The organism is Corynebacterium massiliense DSM 45435 (assembly GCF_028609805.1).
In the GTDB taxonomy this organism is placed as follows: Bacteria; Actinomycetota; Actinomycetes; order Mycobacteriales; family Mycobacteriaceae; genus Corynebacterium; species Corynebacterium massiliense.
Window position 1 is genome coordinate 1,688,167 of the sequence record NZ_CP063189.1, and the last position, 22,265, is coordinate 1,710,431.

The following is a 22,265-nucleotide window of genomic DNA, read 5'->3' on the forward strand; positions in this document are numbered from 1 at the left end:
CTGAATGGACAAACGAACTACATGCGTTCAGGCCAAGCGCAAGCATGCATCCAACCCCGGACAGGGCGCAGCGCACTCGATGCCTAAACAGCGACTGTCAAAGACTACCTTGACACCGGAAGAAAAGACAAACTGCGCTTATCATGCCGCGTTCTTACCCCTCGGCACCGCCACGCGGCACCGAGGGCGCAAGAAAACGACTACTTAGTCGCGCCGCGTGGCGCGCCGGCGGCCGCGGCGCTTCGGCCGGCGGGAATCGTTCGCGGCATCGCGATCAGCCTTCTTACCGCTGCCGTTTCGGCCCCGGGAACCGGCAGCGGAACGCTGTCCCTGCCGGTCCTGCGACGCGGGCTGCTCGCCGCTGCCCTTCCGCGACGAGCGGGTGGCCCGGCGCCGCCCGCGACGCCGACGAGACGACGCGTCCTTGCCGTCGTTGGCGTCGCGGTCCTTGTCCTCGCCACCGCGCTGGCCACGGAGGGCACCGTCGCCGGCGCCCTCCTGACCAGTCTCGTCCCAGTCGGCAGCGTCCTGCTGCGAGCCGCGGCGTGCCCGGCGCGCCGCCTGGCGCACCGCACGACGACGGCGCCGCCGCGCACCCGCCGGGCGATCTTCGCGCCTGGAGCTTTCCGCAGCCGGTTCGTCGTCGCCACGGGAGTCCGCCTCATCGGCCGCGGAGCCGTCGGCGTGCTCGAAGTCCTCCGGCCGCGGGCGGCGATCGGACCGCGAGTTGCCGCGGGTGCGGCGCTTGCGGCGCGGCGAGCGCTCGAACTCGGCGACGGCCTCCTCATAGGTCTGGGCGTTGCCCGCGTCCTCAGCGCGGGCCGCGTCGTCGCCACCTTCGGCCTTTTCTGCATCCATCGCCGTTTCCACCGCGGCGTGGGCGATCGACTCAATCTCCGAGACCGCGTCAGCGTTGCGCGAGCCCTTCTTCCCGCGGCGCTTGCACTTCTGGGTGTCATCGCCACGCTTGCCGATGACGCTATCCGCCAGGTCCTCAATAGAGGTATCCGCCCCGGAAGTATTTGCCCCAGAAGGCGCGGACTCGTGGGTGTCATCGAGGCCGTGCGGCGCGTGCTTCCGGCCCTTCTTTTGATCCTTATCCCGCCGGTCCCGGTGATCCCGGTGATCCCGCTGATCCCGCCGTTCTTTTCGATCCTTGCGGCCGTTGCGGTCGCCACGGTCGTTGCGGTCGCTGCGGCTGCCGCGGCGGTTGCGGGAATCATCGTCACGCGATGCGCCGTGCTGTGCCCCGGCACCCAGGCCGGAATCCTCGGCCTCGTCGACCGGGTCGTCGTGGACGATGATGCCGCGGCCGTGGCAGTGCTCGCACTCGGTGGAGAAGGTCTCCAACAAACCGGTGCCCAGACGCTTGCGGGTCATCTGCACCAGGCCCAGTGAGGTGACCTCGGAGACTTGGTGGCGGGTGCGGTCCCGGCCCCACGCCTCCTTCAGGCGGCGCAGCACCAGCTCCTGGTTTTCCGGCAGCACCATATCGATAAAATCGACCACGATCATTCCGCCCAGATCGCGCAGGCGCATCTGGCGGACGATCTCCTCTGCCGCCTCCAGGTTGTTCTTGGTCACCGTCTCTTCCAGGTTGCCGCCCGAGCCGGTGAACTTGCCGGTGTTGACGTCGATAACGGTCATCGCCTCGGTGCGGTCAATGACCAGCGTGCCGCCCGACGGCAGCCACACCTTCCGGGACAGCGCCTTGTGCAGCTGCTCCTCCACGCGGTAGGCCGCGAACGCATCGTCGCCATCGTGGGCCCGGCGGTCGAAGCGCACCACGCGGTCGGACAGGTCCGGCGCCATCGAATTCACGTACGCGTCCACCGTGTTGTAGGCGCGCTTGCCATCCACGATGAGCTTGTTGAAGTCCTCGTTGAACAGGTCGCGCACGACCTTGATGAGCATGTCCGGCTCCTCGTAGAGAGCAACCGGTTTCGCGCCCTTGGACTCCTTTTCCTTCTTTGCGGTCGCGCGAATGTCTTCCCACCGATCGTGCAGGCGGCGCACGTCAGTGGCGATGGCCTCCTCCGAGACGTTTTCCGCGGCTGTACGGATGATGGCGCCGCCGTCGTCCGGCACCACGCGGCCCAAGATGTCCTTCAAACGCTTGCGCTCCGGGGCCGGCAGCTTGCGCGAAATGCCGGCGTTTTTCCCCTTCGGCACGTACACCAAGAAACGGCCAGCGAGGGAAATCTGCGTGGTCAGGCGCGCGCCCTTGTGCCCCAGCGGATCCTTGGACACCTGGACCAGAACCTGGTCACCCGACTTCAGCGCGTTTTCGATCTTGCGCGCACGACCTCCCAGGCCGGTGCCGCGCCAGTCAAAGTCACCTGCGTAGAGCACGCCGTTGCGGCCAGTGCCGATGTCCACGAACGCCGCCTCCATCGACGGCAGTACGTTTTGCACCCGACCCAAGTAGATATTGCCGATGATGGACGCCTGCGCCTCCGAGGTCACGAAGTGCTCGACGAGCAGCCCGTCCTCCAAGACGCCGACCTGGGTGATAAGGCCCGGGCCATCGTCACGCTTGCGATCGCGGACCACCATGAGCCGCTCCACCGACTCCCGGCGCGCGAGGAACTCCGCCTGGGAGACGATGTGGGTGCGCTCGCGCCCGCGGTCGCGCATCTCCGCCCGCCGGCGGCGGCGCGCCTCAATGCGGGTGGAGCCGCGGATGGCTTTGGGCTCGTCGATGATCTCCACGCCGTTGTCGTCGCGCGCGGGCTCGTCCTTGCCGGTGCTCTGGAATGCGCCCTTCGCGGATCCCTTGGCGGCTCCCCTGCCCCGCGAGGTGCCGCGGCGCCCGCGGCGCCGGCGCCCGCCTTGGTTGTCGGAGTTTTCCGCAGCGGCCACGACAGCGTCGAGCGCCTCGTCGACCTCGTCGTCGTAGTCCTCGTCGGCGTCGCCCTCCCCCGTCGGACCGTCATCCACCGTCGGGGCCAGGAAAATTGGGGCGTAGTCGTAGCCGTCGGTGTCCTCCCGCTCGGAGTCGGAGTCGGAATCGGCCGCATCCCAATCCGCGTCCGCGTCTGCGTCCGCGTTCGCATCGCCAGAGCCTGCGTCTTCTCCCTCATCCGACCCCGGGGCACCCGGGAGGATGACCGGGTAGGACTCATCGTTGAAGGAGTCGTCTTCTTCTGCCGCGAGCTCCTCCTCGACCCGCTTTTCAATCTGCGCGATCTCGTTGGCCACGTTATTGCGCACGTGCAAGCGCAGCTTCGTGTCCTCGGACTCGTCATCCGCGGAATCTGCATTGACGCTGGCGTTCGCGTCTGCGGTCTCCGCCCCGCCCTCGGACAGCTCCGCATCCACCTTCTCGCGGATCTGCGACAACTCGTTGGCCACGTTCTTGCGCACGCGCGTGCGCAGCTTTTCTTCGGCAATGGCGGCGGTATCGGCGTCCGCGGCGGCATCGTCAGTGGTGCTACCGCCGGTGGTGGCTGCCTCGTCGTCGGCGGTCGCCTGTTCGGCGTCTGCGGCCTCAACCTTGCGAGCCTGCGCACGCGGTGCAGACTTCTTCGTCGCCCGGCGCTTGCGGCGGCGCGCCGGCTTTTCGGTCTGCGCCGCCTCTTCCTGCTGCGCGTTCTCGTTAGCGGCTTCCTCGTCCGCCGCGTTCGATTCTTCTGCCGCCGCGTTCTTTGCTGTGGACTTCTTCGCCGGCTTTTCCGCCTTCTTCGCTGCAGATTTTTTCGCGACCTTCTTCGCGGAGGACTTTTTCTTGGCGTCCGCCTTCTTGGCCGGCTTGGCTCCGGCATCATCCTGCTGCGCCTGCGCTGCGATGTGGTCGAGCACGTCGCCCACTTGGTCTGGCGTCAGCGTGGACTGCGCCATCTTCTTCACACCCTGGTCGGCCAGGATGCTCACCAGCTGCTTGGACGCGATGCCCAATTGCTTGGCTAGGGCGTGCACGCGCGTCTTAGCCGGCAGCTCATCACGATTGATCTTCGCAGCAAAAGACGCGGCGGACTCCCACGCCTTAGCCCCCATCGCCTGCGACGCCGAGGCCTTCTTTGCCCCCGACTTCCGTGCCGCTTTCTTAGTTTCTGTCTTCTTAGCAGCCATGGGCCACTCCTTAAAGTTCTATCTTCTTTTCACCCCGGGCGCTGACAGGCAGTTCGTTTGTGTCTCTGCCGTATCGCCGCCGCACAGGGCCGTAGCGTGTAAAAATCTCGGTACTGCGTGTATGAAGTTGTCGCCCACCATTTCCCGGGGTGGACCTGCCCCATTTTGACATATCTCCGCCCTGCGGCAGGTGTTAGAGTCCCCACTGATGGAAAAGCCCGAGCCCCAGCACGAGACGCGACCTGACGTACGTTCGGACAAACACGGCGGGGTGTCGGCCCGCGCTGCGTACTCAGTCAGCGACTGGCGCCAACGGAACCAGCTGAGCTGGCAAGAATTTCTGTGGTTTACGGTACCGGCGGGATTTGCGTTTCCGGCTCTTTTTAGCGGTGCGTGGGTGCTGGCAGGAATATGCACGGTACTCACAGTGCTGGGTTTCACGGTGTACCACCGGAAGACTGCTCATAAAGGCCACGTCGCTAGTGCGACGGATATGCGCAAGGGCGATTACCCCAACGTCGCGTACGCAGCGGTATTTGCCCCGCTCATCATCAGCCCGCTATCCAACTTTCTCGATCACGCAACGGCTCACCTCACTGACAGCATGACGCTCCCCGCCGCGGCTGGCCCCGTTGTAGGAGGCGTCACCAACGCCGCCGCCTTCACGTTCGCGGCGTGGGTGACCTACCGCAAGGCCTACACAATCCCGCGCCGGCGCGTAGCGCGCGTCCTGGCTGCCGGTTCTTTGGAAGGCGTCACCACCGAGCGTATCGAGGCCGTAGAACAGCACCAGCGGCTTATTAATGCCCTCGTAGCCACCGGCTGCGGACCCGGGGTGGAACTCAATCCAAAACAGCTTGCGCGCTTAATGGAGCTCGACGTCAAAGACCTCAAAGAGCCGCTGCTTTCGTTGCGGAAGGAGGGCATCGTCACGCTGCAGGGCGCAGGGCTTTTCGATGACCCCACCAAGTGGCAGGTCGCCATCACCGAAGACGGTATCCGCTGTATCGACACCGCACGCAGGCGGTAAAACTCCGCAAAACGACAAAGCCCCGGGTAGATAAACCCGGGGCGAAGGTGCGGACGCTTACGCGTCTTTTACAGGTTCGGGAACCAGATGCCGATCTCGCGCTCAGCGGACTCCGGCGAGTCGGAGCCGTGCACGATGTTCTCCGCCACGGAAAGGGCGAAGTCGCCGCGGATGGTGCCCGGGGTGGCCTTGGAGACCGGGTCGGTGCCGCCGGCCAGCTGACGCCACGCGTCGATGGCACGCTCGCCCTCGACGATGCCAGCGATAAGCGGCGCGGAAGTGATGAAGTCGACCAGCTCGCCGTAGAACGGCTTGTCCGCGTGCTCGGCGTAGTGCTTCTCGGCGGTCTCGCGGTCTGCGGTGCGCAGATCCAGAGCCGCAAGCTTCAGGCCCTTGCGCTCGATGCGGGAGATGATTTCACCGACGTGGCCGTTCTGCACGCCGTCCGGCTTGATGAGGATGAGAGTACGTTCAGTCATGGTTGGCATGCTACCGAACGCGCGGCGTGCTCACGTGGTGAGGGCGCCACTCAATTCGGCCGGCGGGTCTCAATCTTCCCGCTGCGCACATCGCGCGCAATCCCCCACGCCAGAAACACGCCCGCACCTACCACACAGACGACGGCCATCCACGCCGGTTGGCCGGTCATTCGCAGCACGAGCGTGGCGATGCACAAAAGGGCCGACAGGCCGTACAAAACAAAGCGCATGGTGGCCCATCCTATCGGTAAGCGGTAGCCTCTTTTCGCCCTGCGGGCCGGGCCCGGGTGGGCTAGGTTGAAGGGGGCGTTTTCCCGCCTGTGCACCTTTGCCCCGGAAAGATGGTTCCTATTCCCATGCGACTTCACCGCCTCATCCGTGCCCGCATCCTGGCGGGCACTGCCGCTACCGCACTGAGCATCTCTGCCGCTGCCGTCACCGCCTCCGCGCCGGCGCTTGCCGATGACACCGCAGACACCCCTGCGGTCAACTCTGCCGTCAACTCTGCCGTCAAGAACGTTGTGCTGGAGGTCGGCGCCACTGACTCTGAGGTTCACCTGACGTGGATGTCGGATCTGGGCCACCAGTACGAGCAGGCGATCATCGCCAAGGCCAGCGATGTTCAAGGCAAGCAGTTCCCCGACAACGCACAGCGTGTCGATGCCGCCGGTGAGCTGACCGGCAGCGCTTCCCGCGTCTACGACGCCACCGTCACCGGGCTGGAGCCGGGCACCGAGTACACCTACGCGGTCGGCTCCGACGCGCATGGCTGGTCAGCCCCGGAGACCTTCACCACCAACGAGTCCAGCGGCGACTGGAATTTTCTCTTCTTCGGCGATCCGCAGGTCGGCGCGAGCCACGACCTGGACGCCGACACCAAGGGCTGGAAGAAGGCGCTAGAGACAGCCACTGCCGCGCACCCGGACACCGACTTCCTCCTGTCCGCCGGCGACCAGGTCAACGACGTGAGCCAGGCGCAGCACGATGCGTTCAAGTCGCCGGCGCAGCTGCGCCAGTTCCCGCTCGCGGTCAACGACGGTAACCACGACAACCGTGACTTCCACATGTACCGCCAGAACTACTCGTGGCCGAACGTCTCCGACGAGGTCAAGGAGCGCGACTACTTCTTCGAGCGTGGCAACGCGCTTATCGTCTCGCTGGATTCGAACCTGTCCAGCAGCGCGGACATCGACTCGCACGCGGAATACCTGCGCCAGGTCATCGGCTCCAAGGGCGCGGACAAGGACTGGGTCGTGGTGACCTACCACCACTCGCCGTTCTCGCAGGCCTACCATCAAAACGATGGTGATGTGAAGCGACTGCGCGAGGGCCTCACCCCGGTGATGTCGGAGCTGGGCGTGGATGCAGTGCTCGGCGGCCACGATCACATCTACACCCGTAGCTACCTCATGGAAGGCACTAAGCCGGTCGTCCCGGAGGAAAAGCCGGCGGCCGGCGACGTACTGCACCCGCAGGACGGCCAGGTGCTGTACATGATCGCCAGCTCCGCATCTGGGTCTAAGTTCTACGACTTCTGGGCCGCTGGGAAGACCTACAAGGATCTGTCTGAGGAAGAGGCCGCCGAAAAGGGATTGACCGCTCCGTTTACCGCGCGCTGGAACCAGGACCGCACGCCCGACTACACCAACGTTGAGGTCACCGCGAACACTCTGACGCTGACCACCTACAACGTGGACGACGGCTCCATCGTGGACAAGGTCACCCTGGCCAAGGAGGGCACGGACGCGGGCAACTCCGGCGCCAACAACGGGGATGGCGACGGCGGCGATCAGCCTGGTGGCAACCAGCCTGGTGGCAGCCTGTCCGGCGGGCTTTCCTCCACCAGTTCCTCGCTGAGCAGCAACCTGTTGTCCGGCAGCTCCCGCTAAAAGAAACCGCGGGCCGCCGCGCCTTCAGAGTGGCAACGGCGGCCCGCACACGTTTTGAGATCCTAAGGGCTCAAAACGCGCGCGTTTTGAGCCCTTAGGATCTCGTTTCCTGCAGTGAACCCCAGTAATCGGTCGGCGGGGTGGTTACTTCTGGTTGAGGTGCTGGGTGGTCAGAAGGCCGCGCTCCATGCGGGCGACCAGCGAGGAGCGCAGGTGCAGCATCAGTCCCCAAACCAGGGCGAAGATGAGCACCACCCCGCCGACGGACCAGTGGATGAAAAAGCCGAAGAGCCCGATGACCTGCACCGCCAGAATGACCGGCACGGCCCAACTCTTTTTTACGAACGCCGGCAGGACGAAGTGCACGAGGCTAAGCAGCGCGATGAACATCCAGTTGAACGTGGTCCACAACGCGCCATTATCCACCTTGAGCACGACCAACAGCGCGAGCAGGATGGAGATTCCCTCCATCACTAGCGAGCCGGAAATCATCCCGTTGAGGCCCTTCATCGGGTCTTTGACGGGAGCCTCACCGGGGCCAAGCGGGCCCATCTCCTCTGGGGAAACGCGGCGACTTGCCGGGCGGCGACTTGCCGGGCGACGGGTGGAACGGGGCTGTTTCTTGACCATCACGCGGGTTCCTTTCCAAACATGGTCCGGGCTTCGCCGGCCGTGACCACTGAGCCGGTAATCACGATGCCCGACCCCGACTGGATCTCCGAATCCTCCGCCAGCTCGACCGCCTGGGCGTACGCCGACGGCAAGTCATCCGCCACGACGACGCGTTCGTCGCCGAAGATGTCGCGGGCGGCATCGGCAAGCTCGTACGCGTCGAGTGCGCGCGGCGAGGAATTCTGGGTAATGACCACCTCGTCGAGGTAAGGCTCCAAAGCGGTGAGGATGCCCGCCGCGTCCTTGTCCCCCAACACGGCGACAACGCCGATGAGCCGGGCAAAGTCGAAATCGCGGTCCAGCGCCGCCCCGAGGGCGCGGGCGCCGTGCGGGTTGTGCGCGGCATCAATGAACGTCGTCGGCGAGGTACGCACGCGCTCCAAGCGGCCGGGCGAAATCGCCTGCCGGAAGCCGTGGCGCACGCTGGCCACGTCGAGCGGGTGACCCGCCGAGGCGCCGAAGAACGCCTCCACCGCCGCGAGCGCCACCGCCGCGTTGCGCGCCTGGTGCTCGCCGGCCAGCGGGATGAACACGTCCTCGTAGCGCCCGCCCAGGCCCTGGATGTTGACCTCCTGGCCGCCGACCGCGATGCGCGATTCCACCGCGGCGAACTCACTGCCGGCGCGGGCCACGCCCGCATCGACCTCCACCGCCCGGCGCAGGATGACCTCCATGGCCTCCGGATCCTGCTCGGCGATGACCGCGATGTTCTCCTCGGGGGTAATGGGATCGTCGACATCCTGCGGCTTTTTGATAATCCCGGCCTTTTCGCTCGCGATCTCCGCGAGCGTCTCGCCCAGGTAATCGGTGTGGTCCAGGCCCACCGGGGTGATGACGGAGACATCCGCGTTCACCACGTTGGTGGCGTCCCACCCGCCGCCGAGGCCGACTTCGATGACGGCGACGTCCACCGGGGCATCGGCAAACGCGGCGCACGCCATGGCCACGAGCACCTCGAACATGGACATCGCGGGGCCGCCGTCGGCCTGGGAGCGCTCGTCCACCATCTCCACGAACGGCTTGATCTCACCCCAGATGCGCACGAAGTCGCGCGGGTGTATGGGCACGCCGTCGATGCCGATGCGCTCGGTCACCCGCTGCAGATGCGGGCTGGTAAACAGCCCGGTGCGGCGGTGGAAAGCGCGCAGGAGCGACTCCGCCATTCGGGCGGTCGAGGACTTGCCGTTGGTGCCGGCGATGTGGATGACCTTGAAGGATTGCTCCGGGTTGCCCAGCAAATCCAGAAGCAACCGGATGCGATCGAGCGACGGCTCGATCTTGGTCTCCGGCCAGCGGGAGTTGAGCTCCGCCTCGACCTGCGCGAGGGCCTGCAGCTCCTCCGGGGAGGCCTCCTCCGGCGCGGGCGCGGAGTACTCGTCGTCCCCTCCACCGATGTTGAGGGTCAGCCCCGACTCGGTGATCTCCACGGGGCCGCCGGCGGTCCCCTCCTTCAGGGCGTCGACGATCTCGATGTCGTCGTCCGCGTCGCGGTTCGGCGTATCTGTCACTTGCGCAGTCCCTCCAGTCGTCCGGTAATGCGCTCGACTTCTTCCTGGGCCACCTTCTGGCGGTCGCGGATCTTCTCTACGACCTCGGCCGGCGCCTTGTTCAAGAAGTTGTCGTTCGCGAGCTTCTTGCCGGTCTGCTCCAGCTCCTTATTCGCCTTGGCCAGGTCCTTTTCCAGGCGCTTGCGTTCGGCCTCCACGTCGACGGCCCCGGAGGTATCCACGGCGACCTCGATGGTGGCCTGGGACAGGCGCACCTCGATGGTGGCGGACTCGGTGAAGTCATCCGTCGGCGGCTCGATGTTGGCCAGGTTGCGGATCAGGTTCTCCTGGTTATCCAAGTCCGCGGCGGCGAAGTCGAGGCGCCCCGGCACCTTCTGCGAAGGCTTCACGCCCTGATCCGCGCGGAAGCGGCGCAGCTCCGTAATGAGCTTGTCCGCATCCTGGATGCGGCGGGCGGCGACCTCATCCGGCGTGGCGCCGCCGTTGGTGTCCGCGGAAGTGGGCCAGTTGGCGATGACCAACGACTCGCCACCGGTCAGCGCCTTCCACAGGACCTCGGTGACAAACGGCATGGTCGGGTGCAGCAGGCGCAACACGACGTCGAGAACGCGGCCCAAAACGATCTGGGTGTTGCGGCCCTCGGCGGAAACACCGTCGCGCGGAATCTGCGCCTTCGCAATCTCGACGTACCAGTCACACAGCTCGTCCCACGCGAAGTGGTACAGCAGCTCGTTGGCCTTGGCGAACTGGAAGTCATCCAGGTAGGCGTCGACTTTCTGGCGCACCTCTTCCACGCGGTCGAGGATCCAGCGGTCCGCGTCGGTCAGCTCATCGCGGTTGGGCAGCGGCGCGACACCGGCGCCATTCATCAGCGCGAACTTGGTGGCGTTGTAGATCTTGGTGGCGAAGTTGCGCGACGCGGCCGCCGCGTCGTCGCCCACCGGCAGATCCACACCCGGGTTGGCACCGCGTGCGAGCGTAAAGCGCAGGGCGTCCGCGCCGTAGTCACGGACCCAGTCCATCGGATCGATGCCGTTGCCCAGCGACTTGGACATCTTGCGCCCCTGCTCGTCGCGCACGAGGCCGTGGAGGTAGAGATCCGTGAACGGTACCTGCGGCCTATCGCCGTCGGCCTTGCCCAAAAGCTCCGGAGTCTGGGTGCTGGCGAAGGTGCCAAACATCATCATGCGCGCAACCCAGAAGAACAGGATGTCGTAGGCGGTGACCAGGACGTTCGTCGGGTAGAACGCGCGGAGATCCGGGGTGTCCTCCGGCCAGCCGAGCGTGGAAAACGGCCACAGCGCCGAGGAGAACCAGGTGTCCAGAACGTCCGGGTCCTGCTCGTAGCCTTCCGGAGCCTTTTCATCCGGGCCCACGCACACGATGTCGCGCTCGCCGGTCTTCGGGTCCTCCGGGCCGTACCAGATCGGGATGCGGTGGCCCCACCACAGCTGGCGCGAGATGCACCAATCGTGCATGTCGTCGCCCCAGTCGAAGTAGCGCGGCTCCAGCGACTCCGGGTGGATGGTGGTATCGCCTTCGCGGACGGCATCGCCAGACATGCGGGCGAGCTCTTCGACCTTGACAAACCACTGCTTGGACAGGCGCGGCTCGATGGCCTCGCCGGAGCGCTCCGAGTGGCCCACGGAGTGGACGTAGGGGCGGATTTCTTTGACCACGCGGCCCTGCGCGGCGAGCGCCTCGCGGATAGCCACGCGGGCCTCCTCGCGGGTCATGCCGTCGAATTCGGTGTCGGTGTAGGCGATGTGCCCGGTCGTGTCCATGACGGTGGGCATGTCTAGGTCGTGGCGCTGGCCCATCGCGTAGTCGTTCGGGTCGTGCGCCGGGGTGATCTTCACCGCGCCGGTGCCGAACTCGGGGTCGACGTAGTCGTCCGCGACCACCTTCAGGGTGTGGCCGGGGCGCAGCGGGTGCTCGAATTCTTTGCCCACCAGGTCCGCGTAGCGCTCGTCGTCCGGGTGCACGGCGATGGCCACGTCACCGAGGATCGTCTCCACACGGGTGGTGGCGACGACGAGGTGCGGCTCGTCATCGTCAAGCGAGCCGTAGCGAATGGACACCAGCTCGCCCTCGACGTCCTTGTAGACGACCTCGATGTCGGAGACCGCCGTCTCCAGCACCGGCGACCAGTTGACCAGCCGGTTCGCGCGGTAGATAAGGCCGGCATCGTACAGCTGCTTGAAGATGGTCTGGACGGCGCGCGAGAGGCCATCGTCAAGCGTGAAGCGTTCGCGCGACCAATCAACTGAATCACCGATGGCCCGCATCTGCGACTGAATGGTGCCGCCGTACTTTTCCTTCCACTCCCAGACCTTGGAAATGAAATCGTCGCGGTCGTAGTCCCACCGAGTCTTGCCCTCGGTGTCCTTCAGGTGGGCTTCCACCTTCGTTTGCGTGGCGATGCCCGCGTGATCCGCCCCCGGCAGCCAGAGAGTGTTATAGCCCTGCATGCGCTTGCGGCGAATGATCGAATCAATGAGCGTGTGGTCCAAGGCGTGCCCCATGTGGAGCTGTCCCGTCACGTTCGGCGGCGGCAAAACAATGGAGTACGGCGGCTTGTCCGACTCCGCCTTCGGGGTGAAGTAGCCCTTGTCCACCCACTGCGCGTAGAGGTCTGCCTCTACCGCCTGCGGCTCCCAGCTTTTTGGCAGCGCGTCCGCGCGGTTGGTTCCTACCATGTCCTCGTTTAGCCCATTGTGCTCAGTCACGCCGACTATCTTAGCGGTCACCCACCTGCCGAAAGAACCACGGGCCGCGGAAGAAAATCACCCCCAAAGGAGACAACACGTCCCCCCAATGCAGGGCCTATTCCCACATCTTTCCACCCCGATCGGGCACGATTGTGGGGGAAGGAGGTTCAGCTTGACCGTGCACACATCGCCCGAGACCTGCCACCGCGCCGACGATCCGGCCTTCCGGACGGTGGACGTGGCCGTCATCCTGTTTGGCCGCCACGGTTTCGCCCCCACCACCCTGGACGCGGTCGCGGCTAAAGCGCGCACCACCAAGCGCGCCATCACGTACCAGTTCGGGGATAAGCGCGGGCTCTACCGCGCTGCCCTGTCGCGCGCGACGCACCTCCTGTCGCCGGAGAAATCGGAACTGGAGGACTCCTTCGTCGTTCCGGCCGAGGGCATGCACTCGGTGATCATGGTCATCTGCGAGCGCTACCTGAACAACCCGGACGCCACGCAGCTTCTCCTGCGCGAAAACATCGACCCGGTTCTCTCCCCCGCCGAGTACCCGACGCTGCGCGAGGACACCGACCTGGCGCTCCACCTCAACCGCTTGCTCATTCGCGGCCAAGACTCCGGCGCGTTCCGTCCCGGCATCTCCGCCGACGACGTCCTCATGATCACCCGGTCACTCCTGGCCTACCGCGTGAGCACCCACCTGACCGCCACGGCGGTGTGGGGCGTGGACCTCGCCACCCCGGAAAACACTCGCGGCCTGACGCGCCTAGCCGTCGACACGGTCTTATCGCTGCTCACCGGAAACATCCCCGACAACGGGGAGGCGAGCTACCTCTTGCCGCGGGAGCTGTCCGATTCCCATGGCGACGGGATTTACGGCGCTGACGATCACGGGGCAAGCGCAGCTGAGCTGCGAACGGCCGATGTGGCCCCGACAATCAGCTCGCGGAAGAGTCAGAAGATACCGCAGACGCCGATCTAGGGCCGAAGCATGGCCAGTGGCCCGACAACAGATCCCGAAACGTTTAGGCCGACTTCTCGGCGGCCTCGCGGTACTCATAGACCGGCTCTGCGTCGTCGGTGACCACCTCGCCGGTGATGCGGACGGTGTTGATGTCCTCGCGGTCCGGCAGGTCGTACATGACCGGCACGAGCAACTCTTCCAGGATGGCGCGCAGACCGCGCGCGCCGGTCTTGCGCTCCAGGGCAAGATCCGCCACCGCGTCGAGGGCTGCGGGCTCGAAGACGAGGTCGGCGCCGTCCATCGAAAAGAGCTGCTGGTACTGCTTGACCAGGCTGTTGCGCGGCTCGGTGAGCACCCGCACGAGGGACTCGCGGTCCAGGTTGTCCACGGTGGCCACGACCGGCAGGCGGCCGATGAACTCCGGGATCAGGCCGAACTTCACCAAATCCTCCGGGCGCACCTGGGAGAAGAGATCGACCCGCTCGCGCTCGGCCTGGGTGTCCAGGTTGGCGCCGAAGCCCACGCCCTTTTTGCCCACGCGCTCGCCGATGACCTTCTCCAGGCCCGCGAACGCGCCGGCGACGATGAAGAGCACGTTGGACGTATCCAGCTGGATGAATTCCTGGTTCGGGTGCTTGCGCCCGCCCTGTGGCGGGATGGCAGCCACGGTGCCTTCCAGGATCTTCAACAGTGCTTGCTGCACGCCCTCGCCGGAGACATCACGGGTGATCGACGGGTTGTCGCCCTTGCGGGAAATCTTGTCGATCTCATCGACATAGATGATGCCGCGCTGCGCGCGCTCCACATCGAAGTCCGCGGCCTGCAGGAGCTTCAGCAGGATGTTTTCCACGTCTTCGCCGACGTAGCCGGCTTCGGTGAGCGAGGTGGCATCGGCAATAGCGAACGGCACGTCCAGCATCCGCGCCAGAGTCTGGGCCAGGTAGGTCTTACCGGAACCGGTAGGCCCAAGCATCAGGATGTTGGACTTGGTGATCTCCACCTGGTCCTCGTCCTCCGCGCTGCGGCGAGTTGGGCGGGACGAGCGCGCCGCGGCCTTCTCTTCGGCGCGGATGCGCTTGTAGTGGTTGTACACCGCCACCGACAGGACGCGCTTGGCCTGATCCTGGCCAATGACGTACTTGTCCAGGAAGGCCGAAATCTCGCGCGGGCGGGGCAGTTTATCGGCTGCCTCCTTCTTCTCCGCGTCCTGGGTCGCGCCCAGCTCTTCCTCGATGATTTCGTTGCACAGCTCAATGCACTCGTCGCAGATGTAGACACCGCCGCCAGCGATGAGCTTCTTCACCTGCTTTTGGCTCTTGCCACAAAAAGAACACTTGAGCAGATCAGCGCTTTCTTGCATGCGTGCCATTAAACTCTTCCGCGTCTGTGGGGTCTAACTGGAGTCACCGTACCACGCGGAAGAGTGCGTCTAGCGGAACGTGGCGAAGCGTCGCACGACCCACTTGGACAGGATGAGCAGCACGATGCCCAGGGCAATCGAGGCGAATCCCAAGACGGTAAAGAAGGTGTTTTCCGCCGCCGCGTCCTCCGGGTGGTAGTAGTTCGCCAGGGTGCCCGCGAGAGAGGTGCCCATAGCCACCGCCATCATCCAGACGGCCATCATGCGCGACGGGAATGCCTGCGGCGCGACCTTGGTGGCCAGGGAGTTGCCCACCGGAGACAGCAACAGCTCGCCCATGGTGAACAGGAAGAGGATCCACACAATCGCGATAAGCGGCGTGGAGTTCGCCTCGCCGCCGCTAAACGGCAGGAAGAAGAAGAGCGATGCGCCGATGATGATGTTGGCCACGCCGAACTTCACCGGGGTGGACCACTGGCGCTCCCCCAGCTTCGTCCAGATGGTAGCGAAGACGGCGGAGAACAAGATGATGAAGATCGGGTTGATGGACTGCACCAGTGACGGCGGGATCTCCCAGCCGAAGAAGTTCCGGTTCAACCGCTCGTCGGCGTAGATGGTCATCACGGTGAACTGCTGCTGGAAGATACCGAAGAACAGCACGCCGGAGATGAACATCGGGATGAAGCCGACCAGGCGGCCCTTTTCCTCCCGCGTGGTCAGCGGGGAGTTGTACATCTGCAGCCACAGAACCACGGCCGCCAGGAACGCGACGGTGGTGACGATGCCGGACAGCCACGCCACCTTGACCAGCCCCGTGGCCAACAAAACCGTGCTGACTACGACGATGAGCGCTAGCACGCCGATGCCGAGCAGCAGCTGGGAGCGGCTGACCTTGTTCGGGACCTCGCGGCCGGCCGCCTTCACGGTGGACTTGCGCATGAGGGTGTACTGCACCAGGCCGAAGAACATGAAGACCGCGGCGATACCGAAGCCCCAGTGGAATCCCTTCCAGCGCCACAGCGCGGTGGTCACCCACGGGCCGATGAGCGCGCCGATGTTCACACCCATGTAGAAGATGGAAAAACCACCGTCGCGGCGCGGGTCGTCGCGCGAGTACAGCGCACCCAGCACGACGGACGCGGTGGTCTTCACGCCGCCGGAGCCGATGGCGATGAGCACTAGGCCGATGCCCAAGCCGGTGATGCCAGGGATAACGGCCAGGGCGATGTGGCCGGCCATGACCATGACGGCCGAGTAGAACAGGGTGCGTTCCGCGCCGAGCACGCGGTCGCTGACCAGAGAGGCCAGCAGGCAGGCCATGTAGACCAAGCCGCCGTAGGCGCCAACGATGGAGGTGGCCATCGCCTTCGGCATCTCGAGACCGCCGTCGGTGACGGCGTAGTACATGTATAGCAGGACGATGGACTGCATGCCGTAGAAGCTGAAGCGCTCCCACATCTCCACGCCGAAAAGGTTTGCCAGGCCCCACGGGTGCCCGAAGAAGGCACGATCGTCGGAGCGAGCCGACTCACCCGATTTGGGTTCTGTGAACTGTGTCATGCACCCGGATTAAACCACAGATCACCTGCGCATTCCAAAACGCCCCGGCCACTGCGCTCCGCCTTCTAGGCTGGGCTTTAAAGGCACGCAAAACCGTGTCTTCCGCTCCCCTACTTAAAAGGAGGACTCCGTGTTTTCTCTGGACAACCAAGTCGCCGTGGTCACGGGTGGTGCCGCAGGCATCGGCCGGGGCATCGCCACCCAGCTCAACAACGCCGGGGCCACCGTCATCATCGCCGACATTGACGATGCCGCCGCGAACCGCACTGCCGCAGAGCTCGGCGTCCACGCCCGCACGGTGGACGTCACCGACCGCGCCAGCGTCCGCGACCTGTTTGCCGGCGTGGTCGATGACTTCGGCTCGCTGGAAATCGTGTGCTCTAACGCCGGTGTCTTTCCCAACTGCCCGCTGGAGGAGATGACCGACGCGCAGTGGGAGAAGATGTTCGCCATCAACACCCACGGGACTTTCAAGGTCGTCCAGGAAGCCCTGCCGCACCTGAAGAAGAATAAGTACGGCCGCATCGTCATCACCACGTCTATCACCGGCTCGCACACCGGGTTCCCCGGCTGGGCGCACTATGGCGCGTCGAAGGCGGCACAGCAAGGATTTATGCGCTCCGCCGCGCTGGAGTTCGCCCGCGACGGCATCACCATCAACGGCGTGCTGCCGGGCAACATTCTCACCGAGGGCCTAGCCGATCAGGGTGAGACCTACCTCGACCAGATGCGCCGCTCCATCCCGATGCACGCGCTGGGCACCCCGGAAGACATCGGGAGCGCCGCCGCGTTCTTCGCCTCCCGCGAGGCCGGCTACATCACCGGTCAGACCATCATCGTCGACGGCGGCCAGCTCCTCCCCGAGACCCCGGAGGCTATCCTTCCGCCCTACGCGGACTAACCGCAAAACGGCAAAAGGCCCGCCGAAAAAGGCGGGCCTTTACCTACGGCGCCGGACGCTTAGGCATCCCGACGCTTACGCTTCGCGGGGGTTTTACGCGTTGAGCTTGCGGTACTCAAAGACCTGGTCGATGATGCCGTACTCGACAGCTTCCTCCGCGGTGAGGATCTTGTCGCGGTCGGTGTCGATGCGCACCTGATCGGCGCTGCGGCCGGTGTGCTCAGCCAGGGTGTTTTCCATCAGCTTGCGCATGCGCTCGATCTCGGCGGCCTGAATTTCCAGGTCGGAAACCTGGCCCTGGGTGCCCTGCGTGGCCGGCTGGTGGATGAGCACGCGGGAGTTCGGCAGCGCGGCGCGCTTGCCCGGCGCTCCGGCCGCGAGGATGACCGCGGCTGCGGAAGCCGCCTGGCCCAGGCACACAGTCTGCACGTCCGGGCGGACGTAGCGCATCGTGTCGTAGATGGCCATCAGTGCCGTGAACGAACCGCCCGGCGAATTGATGTACAGCGTGATGTCGCGGTCCGGGTCCATGGCCTCGAGGACGAGGAGCTGCGCCATGACGTCGTTGGCGGAGGTGTCATCGACCTGGGTGCCCAGGAAGATGATGCGCTCCTCGAACAGCTTGGCGTAGGGGTTCATCTCCTTGGTGCCCTGCGAGGTGTGCTCGACGAAGGAGGGAACCACGTAGCGGGAAGAAGGCATCTGCATATTAGTCATAGTTCGTATCGCTCCCTTACACCCTAGTTAGCCAGCGGACCGCGGACGGTCTCGATGACGTGGTCAACAATGCCGTAGTCCTTCGCCTGCTGGGCGTTGAACCAGCGGTCGCGGTCCGAATCCTTCGTGATCTGCTCGAAGGACTGGCCGGTGTGCTCGGCGATGAGTTCGGCCATCTCGCGCTTGGTGGCGGCGAACTGCTCCGCCTGGATGGCAATGTCCGCTGCGGTGCCACCGACGCCGGCGGAGGGCTGGTGCATCATGATGCGCGCGTGCGGCAGGGCGAAACGCTTGCCCTTGGTGCCGCCGGAGAGCAGGAACTGGCCCATGGACGCGGCCAGACCCATGCCGTAGGTGGCGATGTCGCACGGCGAGTACTTCATGGTGTCGTAGATAGCCATGCCGGCAGTCACGGAACCGCCCGGCGAGTTGATGTACAGCGAGATGTCACGGTCCGGGTCCTCTGCCGACAGCAGCAGGATCTGGGCGCACAGCTTGTTCGCAATCTCGTCATCCACCTGGGTGCCCAGGAAGATGATGCGCTCGCGCAGAAGGCGCTCGTAGACGCTATCGCCCAGGCTCATCCCCTGGCCCGACGCGTCATCCATCCGGATCGAATCAGACATAAGTAAAGCTTTCTCCTTGGTCCACTTTGTGCGTAATGGCACCCAGATTACTGAAGAGCCGCAAGCAACAAAAGTATGTTCGCTCTCAGCGTTGGGTGCCGGTTTTCCCGTCCCGAAAAGCACAAAAGGCCCAGCACAATGGGTGGCTGGGCCTTTGAGCTTAAACTCCGCTAGAGGGCGCGGGGACTAGTCGTCCTTCTTCTCCGCATCCGCGGCATCGGACTTGTCGGACTCGGTCTTCTCAGAACCGTTCGCTGCGTCCTCGTCGTCGATCTCGCCGAAGTACTGGTCGACATCGACCTTGTTGCCCTCTTCGTCCTTGACGTCCACGCGGCAGATAGCGGCGGCCAGGGCCTTGCCACGGCGGACGTCCGCGAACAGGTTGCCGATCTGGCCGTTGGACTGAATCTGCTGGATGAACTGGTTCGGGTCCATGCCGTAGGACTGGGCGGTGAACATGATGTGGTCCGCCAGCTCCTGCTGGGAAACCTCCGGCTTCTCCTCGTCCGCAACGGTGTCGAGGAACAGCTGGGTGCGCACGGACTCCTCCGCGGACTTACGGGAATCCTCGTCGAACTGCTCGCGGGTGGTGCCCTGCGCCTCGAGCAGGCGAGCGAATGCCTTCTCGTCGTGGGCGAGCTGCCCCATGACCTGGTGGAGCTGGGCGTGTACCTGCTCGTCAACGACGGACTTCGGCAGCTCGAAGTCGACCTTCTCCAGCGCGGCCTTGAGCACCTCGTCGCGGATTGCGGCGGCCTGCTCGGCCTTCTTGTTTTCCTCGACCTCGCTCTTGACAGACTCGCGCAGCTCGTCGATGGTGTCGTACTCGGAAGCGAGCTCGGCGAAATCATCGTCAAGCTCCGGCAGCTTACGCTCCTTAGTCTGCTTGACGTGGACCTTGACGGTGGCTTCCTCGCCCTTGTGCTCGCCGGACTCGAGCTTGGTGGTGAACTCGTTGTCCTCGTCGGTCTTCATGCCGCGCAGTGCGGTGTCGAGGCCCTTGATCAGGGTGTCGTCGCCAATGCGGTAGTTGAGGCCCTCGGCGGAAGCGTCCTCGATCTTCTCGCCGTCCACCTCGACGTCCAGGTCGATGACCGCGAAGTCGCCGGTCTTCATCTTGCGCTTGGTGTCCTTGAGCTCACCGAAGCGCTCCTGCAGGCGGGACAGCTGCTCGTTGACGTCGTCCTCGGTGACCTCGATGGCCGGGACGGTGACGTTCATCTTGCTGAAGTCCGGCACCTCGATCTCCGGGCGGACGTCGACCTCGGCGGTGAACTCGACGAAGTCCTTGTCTTCGATCTTGGAGATGTCCACGTCCGGCTGGCCGATGACCTTGAGATCGTTTTCCTGCACGGCCTGCTCGTAGCGGGACGGCAGCATGTCGTTGACTACCTGCTCGAGGATCGGGCCGCGGCCGAAGCGGGCATCGATAAGCTGGCGCGGTGCCTTGCCCTTACGAAAGCCCGGGATCTGCACCTGCTGTGCGATGGCTGCGTAAGCCTGGTTGATCTCATTGTCGAGCTCCGAGAACGGAACGTTGACGGTGAGCTTGACGCGGGTGTCGCTCAACTTGTCGACGGTGGTCTTCACGAGTAACTCTCCTGGCTTCCTATTAACTGTAAGTTCTTCACGCTCAAGCGAGGCTTGCGTTTATCGATGCCCCGGTGTTGTGACGAAGGGCCTGGAATGAATATCCCAGGCCCCCTACGTCGGGGCGACAGGATTTGAACCTGCGACCCCCTGCTCCCAAAGCAGGTGCGCTACCAAGCTGCGCTACGCCCCGTAGGTATCCACGTTGTTCGGGATGCCCCACACGCAAAGGTGTGGTACGCGGGATATCTTACCGATCCCGCCAAAAGGCACGAATCACTGGGGCCAGTAAAGCCCGGATCCGTGCCTTTTATGCAGTACGCAGACGGTTTTCTTGTGCCCGCCCGCTGACAGTGACGGCTTGGTCGCGCCAGCTAGAAATCGAAGCCGAAGTCGAACAGCCCGCCGCCGTCGTCACCGCCGCCGAAAAAGCCGCCGCCATCATCGCCCCCGCCGCCGAAGAAGCCGCCATCGTCTCCTCCGCCGCCGAAGAAGCCGCCGTCGTCTCCGCCGGCATCACCAAAGTCACCGTCGCCCGCGTCCCCGGCATCGGCATCGCCGCCGTCAGCGTCGCCTGCATCGCCTGCATCCGCGTCACCGGCATCCGCGTCCCCGGCATCCCCGGCGTCGCCGCCGAAGTCACCGGCCGCTGCTTCCTCGCCGGTATAACCCACGCCGGACATACCCATAAACAGGGAGTTAAACAACATGGAGTAACCCATCATCCACACGCCGGTCTGCAGGGCACCTGCCCACCACGGGTAGGAGTACCAGCCGGCCGGCACCGGGCGACCGGCAATAACGCCGCCCGGGTAGTAGTTCGGGGTTTCCTGCGAGGCGTACGGCGATGCGGTCAGCTGCTTGCCGTCCTGCTCGACAGTGCGGCGCTCGGTCACCTTGCCGGCCTTGCGCTGGCCCTCCAGCGGTGGCAGCTCCGGCCCTGCCGGCATGCCCATAATCTCGCGGGCCGCGTTGACGTAGTGCATGCCCTCGAGCGCCGACTCGCGGGCCAGACGCGCCTGCTTGACCGTCGTCGCATCCGCCATTGCCGACCGCGCCGCGGTGTAGCGCTCCGAGGCATCCGCCATCGCCTGCTTAGAGGCGGTATCAGTGCCCTCCAAGTTCAGCACCTGGCCGCCCAGCCGGTCGACCCAACGCCGTGCATCGGCCTGCGCGTCCGCCAGCTGCGTTTCTTCATCCTGCCGAATCTGCCGCTTGGAGCGGAACCCGCCGCCTCCATAGCCTGCGCCTGCACCAGGCCCAACGCCCGGCTGGATCTGTCGACGTCCCCCACCCGCCTGCGAGAAACCGCCGAAGACAGCGAACAACACGAGGATCGTTATCAAAATTCCCATAAAGCGCCTTCACCGTTCTAACTTCTGTCGCGTACTAAAACACGTCCCTAACTACTAGGCACAACGATAGCGACGGCGCGAAGATTCCGTGCCCGCCCGGCCGCGCGACGCTGCCACCTCGCGTTTTTACTAGCGCGACGAGTGCGCTACACTGACTCCCACGCCAGCGAAAGCTGGCAGTGGGAATGTCGTATAGTGGCTAATACCTCAGCCTTCCAAGCTGAAGACGCGGGTTCGATTCCCGTCATTCCCTCCAAATTTCCGCCGGTCAGCGCGCTTTTTAAGCGACGCGGCCGGCATTATTTCGTTTTGCACACCTGTTCTTCGGGTTAAGGGTCAAAATGTGTGTCTGGCTCGGCGTGTCGCGGGGGTTAGATTTGGCCTTTTTGAATGCCGATTGAGTGGGTGTAGTCGGTGTCGATAGCGTTGTCGTAGAGGGCTGGGCGTCCTGTTTCGTGGTCGGCTTGGTTCTCGGTTTGGGTCAGGGTGGATACTTTGGCGAGTTGGCCCTGGCCCCAGTCGGACTGCCTGGCGATTCGTACTGGATCGTCAGGCAGTTCCGTTTTTAAGTAGAGCCACCAATCCAGCATGCGGCGTTGTCGTTCGCCTGATCTGCCGCGGTGGGTTCTGGCGAGCAGTTTGAGCTGGGCGTTGATGCCGCCTTCTAAGCTGTTGGTGGTGGATTTGATCCGCTCGGGCGCAAGGACTCCTGCTGGCGGGTTGAGGTAGACAAACAGCATCTCGGACCGCCAAAGATGGTTGAGGCTGTTGTAGGCCTTGCGCACGTTGTGAAGTGTCCCAGGTTTTGTTCCGTTTAAGTAGATGGGAA

General features: G+C 64.6%; 16 protein-coding genes, 2 tRNA genes and 1 pseudogene. 5 read left to right on the forward strand and 14 right to left on the reverse strand.

What is annotated here, in order from left to right:
- Positions 1-204: 204 nt before the first annotated feature.
- Positions 205-4,071: a translation initiation factor IF-2 N-terminal domain-containing protein gene (locus CMASS_RS07920; protein WP_022863222.1), complete on the reverse strand. Its 3,867-nt coding sequence runs from the start codon at positions 4,069-4,071 to the stop codon at positions 205-207.
- Positions 4,072-4,564: 493 nt separating this feature from the next.
- Here CMASS_RS07920 and CMASS_RS07925 point away from each other — a divergent pair, with 493 nt between their 5' ends.
- Positions 4,565-5,101, forward strand: a complete 537-nt coding sequence (locus tag CMASS_RS07925; RefSeq protein ID WP_022863221.1) for a hypothetical protein — start codon at positions 4,565-4,567, stop codon at positions 5,099-5,101.
- Positions 5,102-5,169: 68 nt separating this feature from the next.
- Here the strand turns inward: CMASS_RS07925 and ndk are convergent, their stop codons facing one another.
- Together ndk and CMASS_RS07935 are read right to left on the reverse strand one after the other, a co-directional pair.
- Positions 5,170-5,580 carry a nucleoside-diphosphate kinase gene (ndk, locus tag CMASS_RS07930; RefSeq protein WP_022863220.1) on the reverse strand — a complete coding sequence of 137 codons (411 nt, stop codon included), beginning with the start codon at positions 5,578-5,580 and terminating at the stop codon, positions 5,170-5,172.
- A gap of 50 nt (positions 5,581-5,630) precedes the next feature.
- Complete coding sequence (locus CMASS_RS07935) at positions 5,631-5,810, reverse strand: hypothetical protein (protein WP_022863219.1); 180 nt, start codon at positions 5,808-5,810, stop codon at positions 5,631-5,633.
- 126 nt (positions 5,811-5,936) lie between these two features.
- On the opposite strand from CMASS_RS07935, the gene CMASS_RS07940 reads away from it, so the two are divergent.
- A complete protein-coding gene (locus CMASS_RS07940; protein ID WP_022863218.1) occupies positions 5,937-7,469 on the forward strand; it encodes a purple acid phosphatase family protein in 1,533 nt (510 codons plus the stop codon).
- A gap of 144 nt (positions 7,470-7,613) precedes the next feature.
- Here CMASS_RS07940 and CMASS_RS07945 read toward each other — a convergent pair whose 3' ends face one another.
- From CMASS_RS07945 to CMASS_RS07955, 3 genes are read right to left on the reverse strand one after another with little or no spacing between them, the layout of a single operon-like run.
- On the reverse strand, positions 7,614-8,099 hold the full coding sequence (locus tag CMASS_RS07945) for a DUF4233 domain-containing protein (RefSeq protein ID WP_022863217.1): 486 nt from the start codon (positions 8,097-8,099) through the stop codon (positions 7,614-7,616).
- Positions 8,099-9,649 carry a bifunctional tetrahydrofolate synthase/dihydrofolate synthase gene (folC, locus tag CMASS_RS07950; RefSeq protein WP_022863216.1) on the reverse strand — a complete coding sequence of 517 codons (1,551 nt, stop codon included), beginning with the start codon at positions 9,647-9,649 and terminating at the stop codon, positions 8,099-8,101. The genes CMASS_RS07945 and folC overlap by 1 nt, the downstream gene beginning before the upstream one ends.
- On the reverse strand, positions 9,646-12,348 hold the full coding sequence (locus tag CMASS_RS07955) for a valine--tRNA ligase (protein WP_084684424.1): 2,703 nt from the start codon (positions 12,346-12,348) through the stop codon (positions 9,646-9,648). Before CMASS_RS07955 ends, folC begins: the two co-directional genes overlap by 4 nt.
- Before the next feature lie 190 nt (positions 12,349-12,538).
- On the opposite strand from CMASS_RS07955, the gene CMASS_RS07960 reads away from it, so the two are divergent.
- On the forward strand, positions 12,539-13,345 hold the full coding sequence (locus CMASS_RS07960; protein WP_169460806.1) for a TetR/AcrR family transcriptional regulator: 807 nt from the start codon (positions 12,539-12,541) through the stop codon (positions 13,343-13,345).
- Between the two features lie 43 nt (positions 13,346-13,388).
- Here CMASS_RS07960 and clpX read toward each other — a convergent pair whose 3' ends face one another.
- Together clpX and CMASS_RS07970 are read right to left on the reverse strand one after the other, a co-directional pair.
- The gene (gene clpX, locus CMASS_RS07965; RefSeq protein WP_022863213.1) at positions 13,389-14,696 is read right to left on the reverse strand and encodes an ATP-dependent Clp protease ATP-binding subunit ClpX; all 1,308 of its coding nucleotides are present in this window, start codon (positions 14,694-14,696) and stop codon (positions 13,389-13,391) included.
- A 60-nt stretch (positions 14,697-14,756) separates the two neighbouring features.
- Positions 14,757-16,247, reverse strand: a complete 1,491-nt coding sequence (locus tag CMASS_RS07970) for a peptide MFS transporter (RefSeq protein WP_022863212.1) — start codon at positions 16,245-16,247, stop codon at positions 14,757-14,759.
- Between the two features lie 130 nt (positions 16,248-16,377).
- On the opposite strand from CMASS_RS07970, the gene fabG reads away from it, so the two are divergent.
- Complete coding sequence (gene fabG, locus CMASS_RS07975) at positions 16,378-17,148, forward strand: 3-oxoacyl-ACP reductase FabG (RefSeq protein WP_022863211.1); 771 nt, start codon at positions 16,378-16,380, stop codon at positions 17,146-17,148.
- Positions 17,149-17,241: 93 nt separating this feature from the next.
- Here the strand turns inward: fabG and CMASS_RS07980 are convergent, their stop codons facing one another.
- The 5 genes from CMASS_RS07980 to CMASS_RS08000 form a co-directional block, all read right to left on the reverse strand.
- Positions 17,242-17,865 (reverse strand): ATP-dependent Clp protease proteolytic subunit, encoded by a 624-nt coding sequence (locus CMASS_RS07980; RefSeq protein WP_022863210.1) that lies wholly within the window; start codon positions 17,863-17,865, stop codon positions 17,242-17,244.
- Between the two features lie 23 nt (positions 17,866-17,888).
- A complete protein-coding gene (locus CMASS_RS07985) occupies positions 17,889-18,491 on the reverse strand; it encodes an ATP-dependent Clp protease proteolytic subunit (protein ID WP_022863209.1) in 603 nt (200 codons plus the stop codon).
- A gap of 186 nt (positions 18,492-18,677) precedes the next feature.
- A complete protein-coding gene (gene tig, locus CMASS_RS07990; protein WP_022863208.1) occupies positions 18,678-20,081 on the reverse strand; it encodes a trigger factor in 1,404 nt (467 codons plus the stop codon).
- 119 nt (positions 20,082-20,200) lie between these two features.
- Positions 20,201-20,274, reverse strand: a tRNA-Pro gene (locus tag CMASS_RS07995).
- Between the two features lie 181 nt (positions 20,275-20,455).
- On the reverse strand, positions 20,456-21,427 hold the full coding sequence (locus CMASS_RS08000) for a hypothetical protein (RefSeq protein WP_027018711.1): 972 nt from the start codon (positions 21,425-21,427) through the stop codon (positions 20,456-20,458).
- A gap of 190 nt (positions 21,428-21,617) precedes the next feature.
- Between CMASS_RS08000 and CMASS_RS08005 the strand changes: the two genes are divergently transcribed.
- Positions 21,618-21,692 (forward strand) — tRNA-Gly (locus CMASS_RS08005).
- Positions 21,693-21,807: 115 nt separating this feature from the next.
- Here CMASS_RS08005 and CMASS_RS08010 read toward each other — a convergent pair.
- Positions 21,808-22,233 (reverse strand): annotated as a pseudogene (locus tag CMASS_RS08010) (IS1249 family transposase); the annotation flags it as partial.
- Positions 22,234-22,265: the final 32 nt, after the last annotated feature.

Bases quoted from the DNA above. Each gene is read 5' to 3' on its own strand.
- CMASS_RS07920 (WP_022863222.1), bottom strand. From the start codon at position 4,071: ATGGCTGCTAAGAAGACAGAAACTAAGAAAGCGGCACGGAAGTCGGGG.
- CMASS_RS07925 (WP_022863221.1), top strand. From the start codon at position 4,565: ATGCGCAAGGGCGATTACCCCAACGTCGCGTACGCAGCGGTATTTGCC.
- ndk (WP_022863220.1), bottom strand. From the start codon at position 5,580: ATGACTGAACGTACTCTCATCCTCATCAAGCCGGACGGCGTGCAGAAC.
- CMASS_RS07935 (WP_022863219.1), bottom strand. From the start codon at position 5,810: ATGCGCTTTGTTTTGTACGGCCTGTCGGCCCTTTTGTGCATCGCCACG.
- CMASS_RS07940 (WP_022863218.1), top strand. From the start codon at position 5,937: ATGCGACTTCACCGCCTCATCCGTGCCCGCATCCTGGCGGGCACTGCC.
- CMASS_RS07945 (WP_022863217.1), bottom strand. From the start codon at position 8,099: ATGGTCAAGAAACAGCCCCGTTCCACCCGTCGCCCGGCAAGTCGCCGC.
- CMASS_RS07955 (WP_084684424.1), bottom strand. From the start codon at position 12,348: ATGGTAGGAACCAACCGCGCGGACGCGCTGCCAAAAAGCTGGGAGCCG.
- clpX (WP_022863213.1), bottom strand. From the start codon at position 14,696: ATGGCACGCATGCAAGAAAGCGCTGATCTGCTCAAGTGTTCTTTTTGT.
- CMASS_RS07970 (WP_022863212.1), bottom strand. From the start codon at position 16,247: ATGACACAGTTCACAGAACCCAAATCGGGTGAGTCGGCTCGCTCCGAC.
- CMASS_RS07980 (WP_022863210.1), bottom strand. From the start codon at position 17,865: ATGACTAATATGCAGATGCCTTCTTCCCGCTACGTGGTTCCCTCCTTC.
- CMASS_RS07985 (WP_022863209.1), bottom strand. From the start codon at position 18,491: ATGTCTGATTCGATCCGGATGGATGACGCGTCGGGCCAGGGGATGAGC.